A 15,969-nucleotide genomic window follows, 5' to 3' on the forward strand; every position below is an offset into this window, starting at 1 on the left:
TCCTGCGAATTGCGATGTCTTAACGCATGCACCAGCCATGCCTGCAGCACCCCATTGATCAGCATCTCCGTTCACGGCAGAAAGGCGTATCGCACTAGACGGGCAGACTCGCTGAGCGCTTGATTTCTCTGAGCGAAAACCCGGTGTACATCTCCTTGACGTTGCCGAGCGTGCGAATGCGGTACATCGCCAGTTCATGAAACGCCTCCATGTCTTTGACAACAACCTGCAGAAGATAGTCGTATTTGCCAGACACGTTATGGCAGGCAACGACGTTGGGCAGGGCCATCACTCCCGCTTCAAAAGTTTGCATCGCCTTCTCTGAGTGACTGTCGAGCGAGATGCTGATGAACGCAAACAACCCTAACCCCAACGCCTGCGGATTGAGCGCCGCGTGGTAGCTAAGGATGACATGCTCCTCCAATCGCTTCAGCCGCTTCCAGCACGCCGGTGGCGACAGCGAAACCCGACCCGCGATCTCCGCGTTGGCCAACCTCCCATCCGTCTGCAGGATCTGCAGGATGGCGCGATCGATTTCGTCCAGTTCCATAGAGAGTACTCCAGATCAGAAAAACAGGCTTTATTGACTAATTATATTTCCTATCTTCCATTATTCTGGCTAACTACGTTAATCCTATTTTTCACACCGGCAACGATACTTGTCGACTGTCGAGGTCAGCAATTTGAGCGGGTCTCGCTGGCCGTACCGGCCGCTCAACTCTCATAAGAAAACGGAGGCACGCATGAGCCTGTTGAGAACAAGGAACATGGATGCGATGGTTGCAAGTCGTGCGCCAGAGGGCCTCGAAAGGATCCTGAGCCCCCTTGATCTGGCGTTGGCGTTCACCGGAGCCATTGTCGGCACCGGCATCCTCCTTCTGACTGCCACGGGTGCGCTCACCGCTGGCCCAGAAACCCGATGCTCGAATATGCGCGACCTCGGTTCTTGCTGAACTGAGCGATGCACTTCACAACCAACCTGTGAAAGATTTGAAATGACCTTGGACGACTCCGGTCTGGGCACCGGCACAGTGCTCGCGCACGCCGGCATTCACCCTGAAGACCATCACGGCTTTGTAAATCCGCCCAGCTACCGCGGTTCGACGGTGGTGTTTCCTGACGTGGACACCATGCAACGCGGAACCCAGCGCTTTGGCTACGGTCGGTGGGGCAATCCAACGACTGCCGCACTGGCCGAAGCCATCACGGCGTTGGAAGGCGCCGAGGGTACGGTGCTTTGCCCCTCAGGCCTGGGGGCTTGCACCACTGCGATCCTGGCCGTCGCCGGTGCCGGTGATCACCTCCTGGTCCCTGACAGTGTCTATGCGCCTACGCGTCACTTCTGCGAGACCGCCGGAAAGCGCTTCGGGATCGAAACGACCTACTATGACCCGTCAATTGGCGCAGGCATCGAAGCACTGTTTCGCTCCAACACCAAAGCGGTGTTCACCGAGTCGCCTGGATCTCACACGTTCGAGATACAGGACATCCCCGCGATCACCGAAGCGGCGCATCGACACGAGGCACTCGTCATCATGGATAACACATGGGCGACCCCCCTGTTCTTCAAAGCCATACCATCCGGTGTCGACCTCTCTCTGATGGCTGCCACAAAGTACATCGTGGGTCATTCCGACGCCATGCTCGGGACGGTCGCTGCCGGACCCCGCGCCTGGGAAAAGCTCAAAGCATTCCACTTCCAGTTCGGCATGTTCGTGGGGCCGGACGATGTGAATCTCGCGCTGCGAGGCCTGCGCACACTGGAGGTTCGTCTGGCGCGGCACGAGCAGAGCGCACTTGAAATCGCGCGTTGGCTTGAGAGCCGAGAAGAAGTCGCGCGTGTGCTTCATCCAGCCCTGCCCTCACACCCCAGCCACAATCTTTGGAGGCGTGATTTTTCCGGGGCGAGCGGCCTGTTCTCCTTCGTGACCAAGGCGGCCCCCTTCAAGGCCGTGCAAGCCATGCTCGATGGCCTCTCCTTCTTCTCGCTGGGGTATTCCTGGGGTGGATTTGAAAGCCTCGTGCTGACGGTGGATCCCCGCAAAATGCGCACAGCCACCGCCTGGAACGAGCCCGGCCACCTGATCCGTCTGCACATCGGTCTGGAGGATCCGGCCGACCTGATCGCCGACCTGCAAAAGGGTTTCGCGCGCTTCGGGGCCGCATCCGCGTGATACATCCACTGTTGCGAAGCAATTGGCAACTGGCGCAACGAGACCGCCTCGCCATTGCGCTCAGGAACGCAGGCGTTTGCTGCGAAATGCACGCCCGTTGGTCGGCATGAAAGTGGCCAATCTGATCGGCCTGGCCCTGTGCAGTTGCCCGCCGAGCAGGAAGACCGAATTCTCTTGGCTCAACATTGGAAGGCCATCTGAAGTAGGCGAATCATGGCCCGCTAGGCCCGATCCTGACCCAGGCCCGCAAAACGCACCGGATCACGGCGCCTGAGCCTACGCGCAGCCAACCAACCGGCCGCAGCGGCGATCGGCACCAGGCCGACCAGAGCGAATGAGCTCCGCGTGCTGGCACCTGTCAAGACATGGAAATTCGCAATGGCAAGCACCAGCACCGCGCTGAGCCCAAGGCTCGCCAATGCCGGCAGCAGCAAAGTCCTGACAGTGCCATAGCCGTGCGAAGCGCCGCGAAAGAACACGATCACCGAGATCGCGGTGGCGATCATCAGCAAGAGCACACATAGCGTGGCCAGGTTACTCAACCACGAGAACATCGTCAGAACCGGATCCGCCTCGGCCACCGCGAAGCCGATCACGACCGCCGCACACAGCACCGTCTGCAACAGAGATGCCACATGCGGGCTCTTGTGTCTGGGATGGGTCCACCCAAGCCGGGACGGCAGCAAGCCTTCGCGGCCCATCGCGTAGAAGTAGCGTGCGGTCGAGTTGTGAAATGCAATCAATCCTGCATAGATGCTGACGATGAACATGCCTCGCAAGATCATGGTCAGCTGCGAGCCTGCATAGATGTCGGAGAGCGTGTACAGGAAACTCGTCGGATCGCTCAGGGCCAAAACGGTGGCAGCGACCTTGTCGCTGCCCGCACCCAGCACCATGCACCACAGCGAAAACGAGTAGAAGCAGCCGACCAGCAATAGTGCCGCGTAGGTGGCGATCGGGATGCTGTGCTTCGGATCCTTGGCTTCTTCACTGTAGATGGTCGTCGCCTCGAAGCCGATGAAGGCGGCAAAGCAGAAGAGCAATCCGATGAACGGATTTCCGCTGGAGATGACCTGCGGGGTGAAGGACTTGAGGTTGATGCCCTCTGCCCCGCCATGGCTGAGTATCAGGACATCCAAGGTCAAGACAGCCGCATACTCCGCAATCACGAAACCGGCTAGGATTTTTGCGGAGAAGTCGATCTGGTGATATCCGAAGTACGCCACCGTCGCCATGACGGCAAGCGCACAGGCCCACCATGGAACGCTCAGTCCGAACTGGATGCGCAGGGACTCAGACGCGACAGCGCCCAACATGCCGTACAGCGCGAATTGCAGCACAACATAGCCGAGGATCGCCACCATCGCCGCTGCGCCGCCAGCGCTTCCACCAATGCCCCGCGCGACCATGGCATAGAAGCCCCCGGCACTGGTGACGCAAGTGGCCATCGCCGTGTAGCCTGCGGCAAACAGCAACAAAAGAGCCAGCGCGACGATGACCAGTGCGGGCGTGCCAGCACCATTGCCAAGCATGATCCCAAGCGGAAAGCCGCCGGCGACAACGCTCAGCGGGCTTGCAGCCGAGATCACCAGCAGTGTGATGAAACCGGCACTGAGCGTCGAACGACGCAGGCTGGTGGAGCGGACTGTGGCGGCTTCCTGTGGCCGCTCCACCAAAGGGTTCATCACTTCCATGTACTGTCTCCTTGCCTAGGCGTGCGATGGTCGAAGCCGGAACGGCGAATGGGCACGCAAGCCCACACGTCCCGACAGAGGTGCCTGGCAGTCTATGAACAGAAGCCTGCTGCGCGGTATCCCGGATCGGCAAACCATCGCGCCGCGACTTGCGCCCAACTCGATTAGCAGCTGTGCGGCCACCCGGCAATTGGTACGCGTGCTCAGCAAGGCGAAGCTGGCCGCCCTTGGGCTCTTGAGGAAGTTTGTCTCCGATTCAACGCAGGCCGCTATGGCGATACTGGCGTCGTTGAACGGCGCGGAACCATGGCTGCTCAGTCGTCGAAGCGGCGCGCGGTTGCGTCGGCTCGCCTGGTCTGCGAAGGCAGTTCACCGAACAACCCCTGGTACTCGGCCGCAAAATGGCTCAGGTGGAAGAAGCCCCAGTTGGCTGCGGCGTCTCCAATCGACAGATCCGACATGCGCGTGGACATCAATTCCCGGCGCACGCCATTGAGGCGCACTGACCGAAGGTAGTTCAGTGGCGTCGTCTCTGCGACAGTGCGAAAACTGTTCTGTACCGTGCGACGACTCACCTGAAGGCGTTGGCACAGTTCGATGACGCTCGGCACGTTGATCGCGTCAGACACCGTGAGGCGATGGCACTTCTCGACGATGAAGCTGTGCGTCGAACTGCTTTGGCGCTGCCCCCTGTCGCAGGCCGGGTCGGACACCAATTGCAGCACTTCGCCCAGCATCGCCTGCTCCATCTCCTGCTCCCTCTCCGGCGTATTGCCAAGGTCGTCATTGATCAGCGCCTCGGAAAACATCGCCAGCAGCCGCCTGCGGGATTCGGCGAAACGCTGTGGCGGAACCTTGATCACAGGCTGCTTGAGCAAGGTGTTGATTTCCTCTGCCCAGAGGTTGTCCACCAAGGCGCGCTCGAACAATTCCTGATCGAACGTGATCGCCAGCATGTCCATTCCCAACGGCATGTGGAACATGAACTCTTCTCCTGCACGGAGAAAGAAGATGCTCTTGTCGTCCGCCTCACGTCCTTGCATGCGGATCGCGCCCGGAATCGCGATTGGGACGGCAAAGCAGACTTTCCCCTGCGGGGCCTCACCGTGCTGCACGACACGCTGATTGATCTGCTCACGAAAGACATGGCATCGAGCGCTGGTGAGTTGCATCAACGAACTCTCCAGCGACCCCGCCGTGATCTGACTGTACGTTTGACTCCAGTCGTGCACGGCCGACGCATGGACATGAGCGTCCTGAAATCGATTGATGCTTTGATTCATGGCTCTGGAGAACTTCCGTGGTGAACAAGGCCTGCGAGGGCAGGCACTTGAAATTCCCGCATTGCAAGAATTGTGCTAGGAGCCCATCGGGGCACAAATCGGGGAAACCCGGCCCCCTCAAACGCGAGCGCGTCCCCTTCAGGCAGCCATAGGCAACCTGCCAGCGCACGAATCTGTACGGCGGCCCCGGATTGGTGCCAACCGATGTGCAGCAGGGCGCGCCGAGGCAAAACCGCGCGGATACGGCTCGTGGCTTGGAGGCTCCCAGTTGCTAATTTGGGCTAACGCCGCGCGATGGTCCGCCGTGAAACTCGCCCGCGCTGCCGGCATTGGCAGCGCCCTTTCGTCCCTTTGAAATTTGCGCGCCCTCAGCGCGCGCACGTCCTGTTCGGAGACTCAATGACTTACGAGAAAGCCCGCTTCTGGCATCCCATGATGCACCCCGCCGCCATGAAGGAGCGCAAGCCGCTTCGCATCGTCCGTGGCGAAGGCTGCTACGTCTTTGACGACGTCGGCAACAAGTTCGTCGATGGCGTCGGCGGCCTGTGGAACGTCAACGTCGGCCACAACCGACCCGAGGTGAAGAAGGCCATCGTCGAGCAGTTGGATCAGCTGGAGTACTTCCAGCTGTTCGACGGGGTCTCGAATCCACCGGCAGAGAATCTGTCGGCGCAGTTGATCGACGTCCTGGCGCCGGAGAACATGAAGCGCGTTGTCTTCAGCTCCAACGGTTCGGACTCGACCGAGACCGCGCTCAAGCTCGCGCGCCAGTACTGGAAGGTGCTCGGACAGAAAGACCGCACCAAGTTCATCTCGCTCAAGGAGGGCTATCACGGCAGCCACTTCCTGAGTGCATCGGTCAACGGCAACACCGTCTTCCGCCGCAACTACGAACCGCTGATGCCGGGATGCTCACAAGTGCAAAACCCATGGGTGTACCGCAATCCATTCACCCAGGATCCCGAAGAACTCTCGGAGTTGTGCGCAAGAATGCTCGAGCGCGAGATCGAGTTCCAGGGGCCGGACACGGTGGCGGCTTTCATTGCCGAGCCGGTTCAAGGCGCCGGCGGTGTGATCGTGCCTCCCGCTAGCTTTTGGTCGAAGGTGCGCCAGGTCTGCGACAAGTACGGTGTGCTGCTGATCGCCGATGAGGTGGTCACTGGATTCGGCCGTACCGGCAGCCTTTTCGGTGCGCGCGGCTGGGGCGTAAAGCCTGACTTCATGTGCTTTGCCAAGGGTCTGTCTTCGGGCTACGTGCCCCTGGGTGCCACCGTGTTCAACGACCGAGTGGCCGACGCGTTCGAGAGCAACCAGGACTTTTCGGGCGTGGTCATGCACGGCTACACGTACGCCGGGCATCCCGTCGGATGCGCGGCTGCAATTGCCAGCCTGGACATCGTGCTGAAGGAAAATCTGCCCGGCAACGCCGGCAAGCAAGGCGCCTACCTCCTCGAGGCGCTGAGGCCTTTCGTCGACCGCTACGAGTCTATTGGAGAGATCCGCGGCAAGGGCCTGATGTTGGCGATCGACCTGGTCAATGACAAGAAGACCCGCGAGTCGATCAGTCCGCTGTCGAACTATGCCTACGCGGTGGCCGAAGCGGCGCGCCGCAACGGGGTATTCGTGCGTCCAGTGGGCACCAAGATCATCCTGTCGCCGCCGCTCGTGATCCAGCGTCCCGAGATCGACCACATCGTCGCCGCGCTCGACGCCGCGTTCAAAGAAGTGCCCTTCACGCGCTGAGATGCAGCGCAATCTCACACCCCATCCAAAAAATCGACTATGAGCAAGCACTGGAAGCACTTCATCGAGGGCGCGCATGCCGAGGCGTCCGACGGCGCACGCATGAGCCTCGTAAGTCCCGTCAGCGAGCAGGAATATGCGACGGCCGCTCGCGGCACGGCTGAAGACGTTCAGCGTGCGGTTTTCGCAGCACACACGCAACTAACCAACGGCGCGTGGAGCAAGCTCAGTGGCGCGCAGCGCGGCCGTCTGCTGAGCAAACTGGCGGACATGGTCGAGCGCGACACCGACCTCCTTGCCGACATGGATGCCGATGCCATCGGACGTTCGCCGATGGAGCCACGCATGATGGACGTGCCCAACGCCGTCGCGAACCTGCGTGCTGCAGCGGGCTGGGCCAACCAGCTCGAAGGCCGGACCATCCCCACCGGGGGATACATGGGCATCCCCACCCTCTCCTACACCATCCGTGAGCCGGTCGGTGTGGTCGGTGCCATCGTGCCGTGGAACTCGCCGCTGATGATCACCGTCTGGAAGCTTGCAGCGCTCTTGGCAGCAGGCTGCACGGTGGTGATCAAGCCTTCGGAGGAGACGCCGCAGTCCGCCCTTCATCTGGCAGCACTGTGTCAGGAAGCCGGTTTTCCCGATGGCGTGGTCAACGTGGTCACCGGACATGGCGAAGTGGTAGGCCGCGCGCTGTGCGAGCACCCCGACGTCGCCAAGATCAGCTTCACGGGCAGCCCCGAGGCGGGACGCGCCATCCAGAGCATCGCCGGCACCTTGTTTAAGCATGTGACGCTCGAGCTCGGCGGCAAGAGTCCGCAGATCGTCTTCGGGGATGCCCCGTTGGATGACGCCGTTCGCGGTTGCGCGATGGGATTGTTCGTGAACCAGGGACAGGTCTGCGCTGCGGGCTCGCGCATTTTGGTTCAACGGGGCATCGCGCAACAGTTTGCCGCTGCCCTGGCCGAAGCCGCTTGTGCAGTCAACGTGGGCGACCCGCGCCTGCCCGGAGTCCAGATGGGCCCTGTGGCCAAGAAGGCGCAGTTCGAGCGCGTGAACCGCTACATCCAACTCGGCCTCGACGAGGGCGCCGAATTGCTCGCTGGCGGCGTGTCGAGTCCGCAGACGGGTTGGTTCGTCAGGCCCACGATCTTCGCCAACGCGACGAACGACATGACCATCGCGCGCGAAGAGATCTTCGGTCCGGTGGGCACGATCATCGAGTTCGACACCGACGATGAGGCCATCGCCTTGGCCAACGACTCCGTCTATGGTTTGGCAGCCACCGTGTGGACACGCGATCTCACGCGTGCCCACCGCGTGGCCGCTGCCGTGAAGGTAGGTGCCGTCGGCGTGAATTGCTGGAGCCCTCTGGACGCCAATCTGCCCTGGGGAGGCCTGAAGACCAGCGGCATCGGTCGCGAGGGCGGACTCGCCGGCGCACTGGCGTACACCGAGGAGAAGGTCATCACCGTGCTGCTGCCCTGATCGCACGTTCTGTCCGACAAGCAAAAAGGAGAAAGCGATGCGATGGCGGAACACGCTGGATGCCTACGGTGGCGTCTCGATGCTCTTTCACTGGGTCACGGCGGCAGCCTTCATAACTGCGTATGTCGTCGTTTACTACGTGATCTGGTTCGTCGACCCACAAACCAGCATCAAGCCACCACTCTTCGGCATCGTGCCCGCCGCCGATCGTGTCGTACCGATCCTCAACATCCATTGGGTGCTCGGTATCACGATCGGCTTCCTGGCACTGCCACGCCTTCTATGGCGCATATTGGGAACCCCTCCGAGCCATGTCCCTGGCTCGAGACTCGAGAATCGGGCCGCAGACGTCGCGCACTGGGCACTGTACGCGTTGCTGTTCCTGATGCCGCTGTCGGGCTACATGACCACCTACGACGCGACTGACTTTGGTCTTTTCGTGCTTCCCGCCTGCAGAGACACCACCCTCGCCGGATGGATCCGCTCGGCGTTCGCGTTGACGACAACAGAGCTTGAGGACGTGATGTGGATCGTGCACAGCTTTCTGGGCAAGCGCGTGGCCTGGGCGCTGGTGGCACTGCACGTCGCCGCGGCCCTCATCCATCATTTCGTGCGCCGAGACACGGTTCTGCGCCGGATGCTGCCCATCCGCAACCGCTAGCCCAGGGAGAGCCGGGAAGCGGCGCAGATTGCGCCGCCTCTGTTGGCGCGCCGCGGCGCGCCGGATCCGCGAGGCTATGGACAACGCCTCCGCTCGCCAGCTTCAGGACTTGCCGATCTCGGATATCGAATTTCGTTCCGCGCCCCTAGATTCGAACACGCAACCACGTGCATCTGCCGAGTGCATGACCGCTGCGAGCCATCAAGCGTAGCGCAAGCAATGTGGGCACCGATCGAAGACACCCAACCCCATGGAGAACTCATGCTAAGGACAACTCTGCCAATCGCCAAGCTATCCCGCACAACACTGATGGCGGCTCTGGTCGCTCAATTGCTTGGTGCCCCCCTCCCCGCCGCCGCTGTTGATCCAGCGCAGCTCGACAAGCTCACGCCCTCCGGCGCTGAAAAGGAAGGTAACAAGGATGGAACGATCCCCGCTTGGCAGGGCGCCGAAGCGCCGTTGCCGGGATGGGAATGGGGCAAGCTCCGGCGCGACCACTGGAAACACAAGGACGAGAAGCCGCTGTTCACGATCGACGCCTCCAACGCGGACAAGTATGCCGACAAGCTGTCCGCCGGTCAGCTTGCCATGCTCAAGCAGCGCAAGGACTACCGCATGGATGTCTACCCGTCGCATCGGACATGCGGCGTTCCAGACTTCGTCGCCAGCAACACGAAGAAAAACGTCAATACCGCGAAGCTCAACGATGACGGCTGGAGCCTCAAGGAGGCAACGGTCCCGGGCTACCCCTTTCCAATTCCTTCGACAGGTGTCGAAGCAATGTGGAACTCGAAGATGCGCTATCGCGGCGTTGGCATCGACTACAAGGGCACCATCACGGCGGTTTCGCCCCGACGCGGCAGCACGGATTGGATCCGCGCCGATTCGGAGCAGACGCTGTTCATCCCCTGGGGCGCAAAGGGCTCCAACCAACTGTCCTCGTATCCACCGGTCGAGTTCTACGTGTACTTCGGCTACGTGTCGCCGGCAGCGTTAGCCGGTCAGGCCCTGGCCATCACGCAGTACATCAACCAGGCCGAGAACGAGACCTTCTACTATTTTCCGGGCCAGCGGCGCGTACGTCGCATGCCGACTTACTCCCACGATGCGCCTCAGATCGGCATGGAGAACCAATACACGCTCGACGAGCCGAATGTGTTCAACGGGGCGTTGGATCGGTTTGACTGGAAGCTGGTCGGCAAGAAGGAGATCTACGTGCCATACAACGCCTTCGGCGCGTACGACTTCAAGGCCAAGTTCGAGGACGTCGCAGGGAACGATTTCATAGCGCAGACCCATCGTCGCTATGAATTGCACCGAGTGTGGGTGATCGAGGCGACAGTGAAGGCCGGCATGCGCCACTCCGCACCGAAACGCACCATCTACCTGGACGAGGACAGTTGGGCACCGTTGCTGATGGACGACTTCGACGGTCAGAACAAGCTGGCAAAGATGCGCGAAGGCTTCCTGATTCCCGTGTATGAGACCGGAACCTGCGACTCGATGGCGATGGTTCAGAACAACATTGCCGAGGGCCGTTACGTTTTCGATACGCACACAGCGGGCGTCGGCAAGGACATCCGCTGGTTCACCGAGCCCAACGGGCCGCGGTTCAAGGCGGGCTTCTTTACTTCGGACAACCTCCGCGCCATCAGCGAGCGGTGATCCTGACTCCATAGGCCAATCGAGGAGAAAACAACATGTTCACCGTCGCTTCATCTCAGCATCGCTCGATCGCGATGGCCGCCTGCACCCTGTTCAGCTTCGGCGCGCAAGCTGAAACGTTCGAATTCGAAGGCGGCCGCGGCAGCTTCGACTCGACGATCACAATCGGCACAGGCGTTCGTGCCAAGGCACCTGGGTGCTCCCTAATTACCGCGGGTGCCAGCGGCATCGGCGCACCCGCCGGCTGCCTCGCACCCTCGTCCGCCCTCGGTGATCAAGGCAACCTGAACTACGCAAAGGGGGATGCGTTCACGACCTACGTCAAGGGCAGCCACGAACTGCTGCTCAAATTCCCCTCTGACATCACCTTCCTCGGACGGGTCAACTGGATCAGAGATTTCTCGGCCACCAGTACGACGGGCTACCTGAGCGCCACTGCACCTCCCGAACTCTCCAACGGGCTCGCCAGCGACGCCCGGAAAGATCTGCGATTCAAGGCGCGACTTCTGGACTTCTGGGTCAGCAAAAGCTTTCAGGTCGGCAACGAACAGGCGCGAGTGCGGGTCGGCAACCAGGTCATCAATTGGGGCGAGAGCCTGTTCCTTCCGGGCGGGATCAACAGCACTAACGCCGTCGACGTCATGAGGGCATCACAGCCTGGCACGCAGCTGAAGGAAGTTCTCTTGCCCGCGCCGATGATCAGCGTCGCCAGTGGCCTGGGCCACGGATTCAACGTCGAGGCATATCTCCAGTCGAACTGGAATGGCAACTACCTGCCCCCGACGGGCAGCTACTGGTCGACAGCCAACGGGCTCGGCAAAGGCCATGACGCTTACGGACTGATCGAGGTGAAGCCCAAGGACAGTAGTCAAGGGGGCGTGGCCCTGCGCTACCAGCCCAGCGGCACTTCGCTGAATCTGGGCCTCTACGGGATGAACTACCACGACAAGAGCCCCAACTTCAGCACCAATGCCGGAGGCAAGGGCGTACCGGGCTGGGCCTTCGCGGAAAATCGTCGCCTTTACGGCGTCAGCGCGAACATGCCGATAGGCGATTGGGCCGTTGGAACAGAACTGTCCTACCGCCCGAAGGATGCCGTCGCACTCAACCCCGCCGTCAGTGGCTGTGCATCGCAAAACGGCAACTGCTGGGTCAACGAGAAGAAGTTCCAATGGCACCTGACCGGCCTCTACAGCATGACTCCCAGCAACTCCGGAGGCCTGCTGAAACTGCTCGGCGCGAGCACGGCAACCCTGATGGCAGAGGCTGTCGTGGTGCGCTACCCCAACCTCAAGCAGACCTATGGCGGGGATCCAATTTCCGCCGGCGGCTGGGGATGGGGTCAGGAATACGACAGCGCAGGTTCGCCGACCCCGATGGGCACAAAGACCTCCATGGGCTACAACGTCGACTTCAGTTGGGTCTATGACGGCACCCTCATTCCCGGTTGGCAAGTGATTCCCGAGATCTACTATTTCCAGGCGGTCAAAGGTCGCACTCCGAACGCTGCCGGGCAGTTCATGGAAGGCGCCAAGTCGGTCAACTTGATCGTCACCTTTGTGCAGAATCCCGCCAAGTGGCAGGCATCGATCAACTATGCGGCCTTCTTCGGGGGCAAGCGGGTGTTTGACCAGCCCTACCGCGATCGCAACTACCTGGGCGTCACGCTGTCCCGGAACTTCTGATCCGAACAACGCGCTGCCGAAGGGGTCTGCACGACCGAACCCCCTTCGAGCAAGCCCATCGCCCGAATTGATCTCACCAGGGAAGTATCCGATCGGTCATCGAGCGATCAAGTCGCCCAGCGAGCCGATCGCGTCCCCGAATGCCTGTTGAAAGCCGCCCCGTGTCCGAATCCGCAACTGCATCCAGTTCATCGATTGTTCGTGCCGTACAACGCGTCGAACATCTGGCCTTTCGTCATCGAACCAAACTCCTCATCGCACTCGCGCTGTTTACGCTCGGGATGACATGGTTCGCGGTTCAGTTGCGCATGGACGCGGGGTTCGACAAGCAGATGCCCATCGGCCATGAGTACATCGAAACATTCAAGGAATTCCGCAACGACGTTCTCGGTGCCAATCGACTGAACTTCGTCGTGAAGGCCCGACGCGGCAGCATCTGGAATGCTGCTGCGCTGCGGCGCGTCTATGAAGTCACGCAGGCCGTCACTTTCCTGCCCAACGTGGAGCGGCTCGGCGTTCAGTCGCTATGGACACCCAACAGTTTCGTCAACGAGATCACGGAAGAAGGCTTTCGCGCCGATCCGCTGATCGACAGCACGATCACGCCGGAGCAGCTCACCGAGGACACGATCGCCAACATCCGACGCACTGCGGCACAAGGGGGCTTTGTCGGAACGCTGGTCTCACGCGACGAGACGAGCGCAATGATCACCGCCGAACTGCTCGAGTACGACGCCGACAACGTCAAGCTCGACTATGTCACCTACAACCGCATCCTCGAGGAAAAGATCCGGTCGAAATTCGAGGATGACGATTTCGAGATCCAGATCATCGGCTTCGCCAAACAGATCGGCGACATTGCCGACGGCGCACGCTCCGTCCTGAAGTTCTGCGCCGTTGCGCTGCTGCTGACCGCGTTCGCGGTGTACTGGTACTGCCACTCACTGCGCTTCACGGTGCTGCCCATCGTGTGCTCGCTGACTTCTCTTGTATGGCAGTTCGGCACGCTGCGGCTGCTCGGATTCGGCCTCGATCCATTGGGGGTGTTGGTGCCATTCCTCGTGTTCGCGATTGGTGTGTCGCACGGCGTGCAGCAGATCAACTTCATCGTGCGGCAGATTTCCCATGGTCGCTCCAACTTCGACGCCTGCCGCGACAGCTTCACCGGGCTCTTGATCCCAGGCACATTGGCGCTCGTCACGGCCTTCGTCTCGTTCGTCACCTTGTTGCTGATCCCGATCCCGATGGTGCGCGAACTGGCGATCACGGCCTCTCTTGGCGTCGCGTACAAGATCATCACCAACCTGGTGATGCTGCCGGTCGCGGCCTCGTACTTCGATATCAGCAAGAGCTACGCCGATCAAGCGCTGATACAGCGCGAAAAGCGTTCGCGATGGTTGCGCACGTTAGCCAGAGTCGCCGAACCGCGCAACGCGCTGATCGTGCTACTGATCACCACGGCGGTGTTCGCGACAGCCGTGTGGCAAAGCCGCGATCGCGTGGTCGGCACCCTGCAGCCCGGAGCCCCCGAACTGCGCGAAGACTCCCGCTTCAACCTCGATGCGGTGGCGATCTCGAGCAACTACGACACCGGACTTGATTGGCTGACGGTCATCTTCGAAGCCCCAGCCAATAGCTGCGACAACGTCAACATCGGTCTCTACCAAGACCGCTTCACCTGGGCCATGCAATCTGTCGAGGGCATCCTGTCTGTAGCCTCGTACTCGGGTCAATTGCGCCTCTACAACGAGGGCTACAACGAAGGCAATCCGAAGATGAGTGTGGTGCCCATCGACTCCGGCAACTACGCCGCCCTGTCCACCGAGGTCGGTCGCATCCGAGGAACCATGCGCAAAGACTGCAGCATGACGGCGGTGCATCTGTTTCTCACCGACCACAAGGCCACGACCATCCAGCGGGTCATCAATGCAGTGAAGGACTTCCGCACCAAGGACACGCTGCCAGGCGTCAGGATCCGCCTCGCGTCAGGAAATGCCGGAGTGCTCGCCGCCATTGACGATGAAGTCGAGAAGAGTGAGTTGCCGATGATGCTGTATGTCTATGCAGCGATCGTGGCGCTGGTGTTCCTGGTCTACCGTGATCTGCGTGCGGTGGTCGCCTGCTGTCTGCCGCTGACCGTGGGTACCTTCATCGGTTACTGGTTCATGAAGGAGCTCCAGATCGGGCTGACCGTCGCGACGCTGCCGGTGATGGTGCTTGCGGTGGGCATCGGTGTCGACTATGCCTTCTACATCTACAACCGTCTGCTGGTGCACATGGCCAACGGGCAACCCATCGTCAAGGCCGTCGAGCACGCGATCCTCGAGGTCGGCACCGCAACCATTTTCACGGCGATCACGCTGGCCATCGGCGTCGCGACCTGGTCGTTCTCGCAACTGAAGTTCCAGGCCGACATGGGCAAGCTGCTCGCGTTCATGTTCATGGTGAACATGGTGATGGCGATGACGGCGCTTCCAGCTGTGGCGGTGTGGCTGGAGCGGCTGTTCCCCCGCCGCAAACCGGTACTGGCGACCGGACTGCAGAATCACTGAGACATTCGGACTCCGACAATGAAAAACGCACTCGCCACACTTGTTCTTACGGCATCGCTCGGATTGCCTGGCGTTTGCACCGCCCAGGCAATGCAAGGCACCGACGCTGCTTCAGTTCCTCTACTCGCACCGGCCTTGCATGTGCGCCATGCGACCCAGGCGATGCTGCTCGCCAGCACACGGGCCGGGGCACGCTTCGTGGCCGTCGGTGACCACGGCATCGTGCTTCTGTCCGACGACGGTGGCAAGACTCACCGACAGGCAGGTACCGTGCCCGTGAATGTCCCGCTCACCTCGGTGAGTTTTGTTGATGAACGGCAAGGATGGGCGGCTGGCCATGCGGGCGTGATTCTTCACACCACGGACGGGGGCGAGAACTGGATCGTCCAGCATAGCGACGTACATCAGGATCGACCGCTGTTCGGCGTGCACTTCTTCGATGCCAAACATGGTGTCGCCGTCGGCTTGTGGTCGCTCGTGTTGACCACCAATGATGGCGGGGTTCGGTGGCAGACGGTGCCAATGCCGATCCCCGACGGCGCCAAGAAGGCCGACCTTAATCTTCTGAGTCTCTTCGCGGACCATCGCGGCCGGCTTTTCGCGGCGGCAGAGAAGGGCATGGTTCTCAGATCCGACGACCAGGGGCAACACTGGACCTATCTGGCCACCGGCTACAAGGGATCATTCTGGACGGGCATCGCCACCGGGGACGGCGCTCTACTGGCCGCCGGGCTGCGTGGTTCGCTCTATCGCAGTGAAGATGACGGCCGAACTTGGCGGCGAATCGAGACACGCACCAAGTCGTCCATCACGGCGCTGGCAACCACCGGCACCCAGGTTGTGGGGGTAGGTCTCGATGGACTGGAGTTGCACAGCGACGACGCCGGATTGACGTTCGCTACCCAGGTACGCCCTGATCGCCTGCCGCTGACGAGTCTGACGCTCGACGACCAGCGTCGCCCTGTCCTGTACTCACGGCAAGGCGTGTTGACAGCCAACGCCGCGGGAAAGTGAAGCTAGC

The 15,969-nt window shown here is 61.1% G+C and carries 12 protein-coding genes; 9 read left to right on the forward strand and 3 right to left on the reverse strand.

Annotation, left to right across the window (positions count from 1 at the left end; translation table 11 throughout):
- Positions 1–94 precede the first annotated feature (94 nt).
- Positions 95–550 (reverse strand): Lrp/AsnC family transcriptional regulator, encoded by a 456-nt coding sequence (locus ACSFA8_RS23405; RefSeq protein WP_435481875.1) that lies wholly within the window; start codon positions 548–550, stop codon positions 95–97.
- Between the two features lie 193 nt (positions 551–743).
- Between ACSFA8_RS23405 and ACSFA8_RS23410 the strand changes: the two genes are divergently transcribed.
- Complete coding sequence (locus ACSFA8_RS23410; protein ID WP_435481876.1) at positions 744–953, forward strand: hypothetical protein; 210 nt, start codon at positions 744–746, stop codon at positions 951–953.
- Positions 954–995: 42 nt separating this feature from the next.
- On the forward strand, positions 996–2,174 hold the full coding sequence (metC, locus tag ACSFA8_RS23415) for a cystathionine beta-lyase (RefSeq protein ID WP_435481877.1): 1,179 nt from the start codon (positions 996–998) through the stop codon (positions 2,172–2,174).
- Between the two features lie 221 nt (positions 2,175–2,395).
- Here metC and ACSFA8_RS23420 read toward each other — a convergent pair whose 3' ends face one another.
- Together ACSFA8_RS23420 and ACSFA8_RS23425 are read right to left on the reverse strand one after the other, a co-directional pair.
- The gene (locus ACSFA8_RS23420) at positions 2,396–3,868 is read right to left on the reverse strand and encodes an APC family permease (RefSeq protein WP_435481878.1); all 1,473 of its coding nucleotides are present in this window, start codon (positions 3,866–3,868) and stop codon (positions 2,396–2,398) included.
- 314 nt (positions 3,869–4,182) lie between these two features.
- Positions 4,183–5,151, reverse strand: coding sequence for a helix-turn-helix domain-containing protein (locus tag ACSFA8_RS23425; protein ID WP_435481879.1), 969 nt, complete (start codon positions 5,149–5,151; stop codon positions 4,183–4,185).
- 399 nt (positions 5,152–5,550) lie between these two features.
- On the opposite strand from ACSFA8_RS23425, the gene ACSFA8_RS23430 reads away from it, so the two are divergent.
- From ACSFA8_RS23430 to ACSFA8_RS23460, 7 genes are all read left to right on the forward strand, one after another.
- The gene (locus tag ACSFA8_RS23430) at positions 5,551–6,894 is read left to right on the forward strand and encodes an aspartate aminotransferase family protein (RefSeq protein ID WP_435481880.1); all 1,344 of its coding nucleotides are present in this window, start codon (positions 5,551–5,553) and stop codon (positions 6,892–6,894) included.
- Between the two features lie 39 nt (positions 6,895–6,933).
- Positions 6,934–8,385 carry an aldehyde dehydrogenase family protein gene (locus ACSFA8_RS23435; RefSeq protein ID WP_435481881.1) on the forward strand — a complete coding sequence of 484 codons (1,452 nt, stop codon included), beginning with the start codon at positions 6,934–6,936 and terminating at the stop codon, positions 8,383–8,385.
- A 37-nt stretch (positions 8,386–8,422) separates the two neighbouring features.
- Entirely contained in the window at positions 8,423–9,046 is a 624-nt protein-coding gene (locus ACSFA8_RS23440) for a cytochrome b (protein ID WP_435481882.1), read from the forward strand.
- A 309-nt stretch (positions 9,047–9,355) separates the two neighbouring features.
- Positions 9,356–10,711 carry a DUF1329 domain-containing protein gene (locus ACSFA8_RS23445; RefSeq protein ID WP_435481883.1) on the forward strand — a complete coding sequence of 452 codons (1,356 nt, stop codon included), beginning with the start codon at positions 9,356–9,358 and terminating at the stop codon, positions 10,709–10,711.
- Positions 10,712–10,746: 35 nt separating this feature from the next.
- The gene (locus ACSFA8_RS23450; RefSeq protein ID WP_435481884.1) at positions 10,747–12,396 is read left to right on the forward strand and encodes a DUF1302 domain-containing protein; all 1,650 of its coding nucleotides are present in this window, start codon (positions 10,747–10,749) and stop codon (positions 12,394–12,396) included.
- A 140-nt stretch (positions 12,397–12,536) separates the two neighbouring features.
- Positions 12,537–14,948, forward strand: coding sequence for an efflux RND transporter permease subunit (locus ACSFA8_RS23455; protein ID WP_435481885.1), 2,412 nt, complete (start codon positions 12,537–12,539; stop codon positions 14,946–14,948).
- An 18-nt stretch (positions 14,949–14,966) separates the two neighbouring features.
- Positions 14,967–15,962, forward strand: a complete 996-nt coding sequence (locus tag ACSFA8_RS23460; protein WP_435481886.1) for a WD40/YVTN/BNR-like repeat-containing protein — start codon at positions 14,967–14,969, stop codon at positions 15,960–15,962.
- Positions 15,963–15,969 lie beyond the last annotated feature (7 nt).

The sequence above is a fragment of the Variovorax nitratireducens genome (assembly GCF_051216545.1).
In the GTDB taxonomy this organism is placed as follows: domain Bacteria; phylum Pseudomonadota; class Gammaproteobacteria; order Burkholderiales; family Burkholderiaceae_C; genus Variovorax.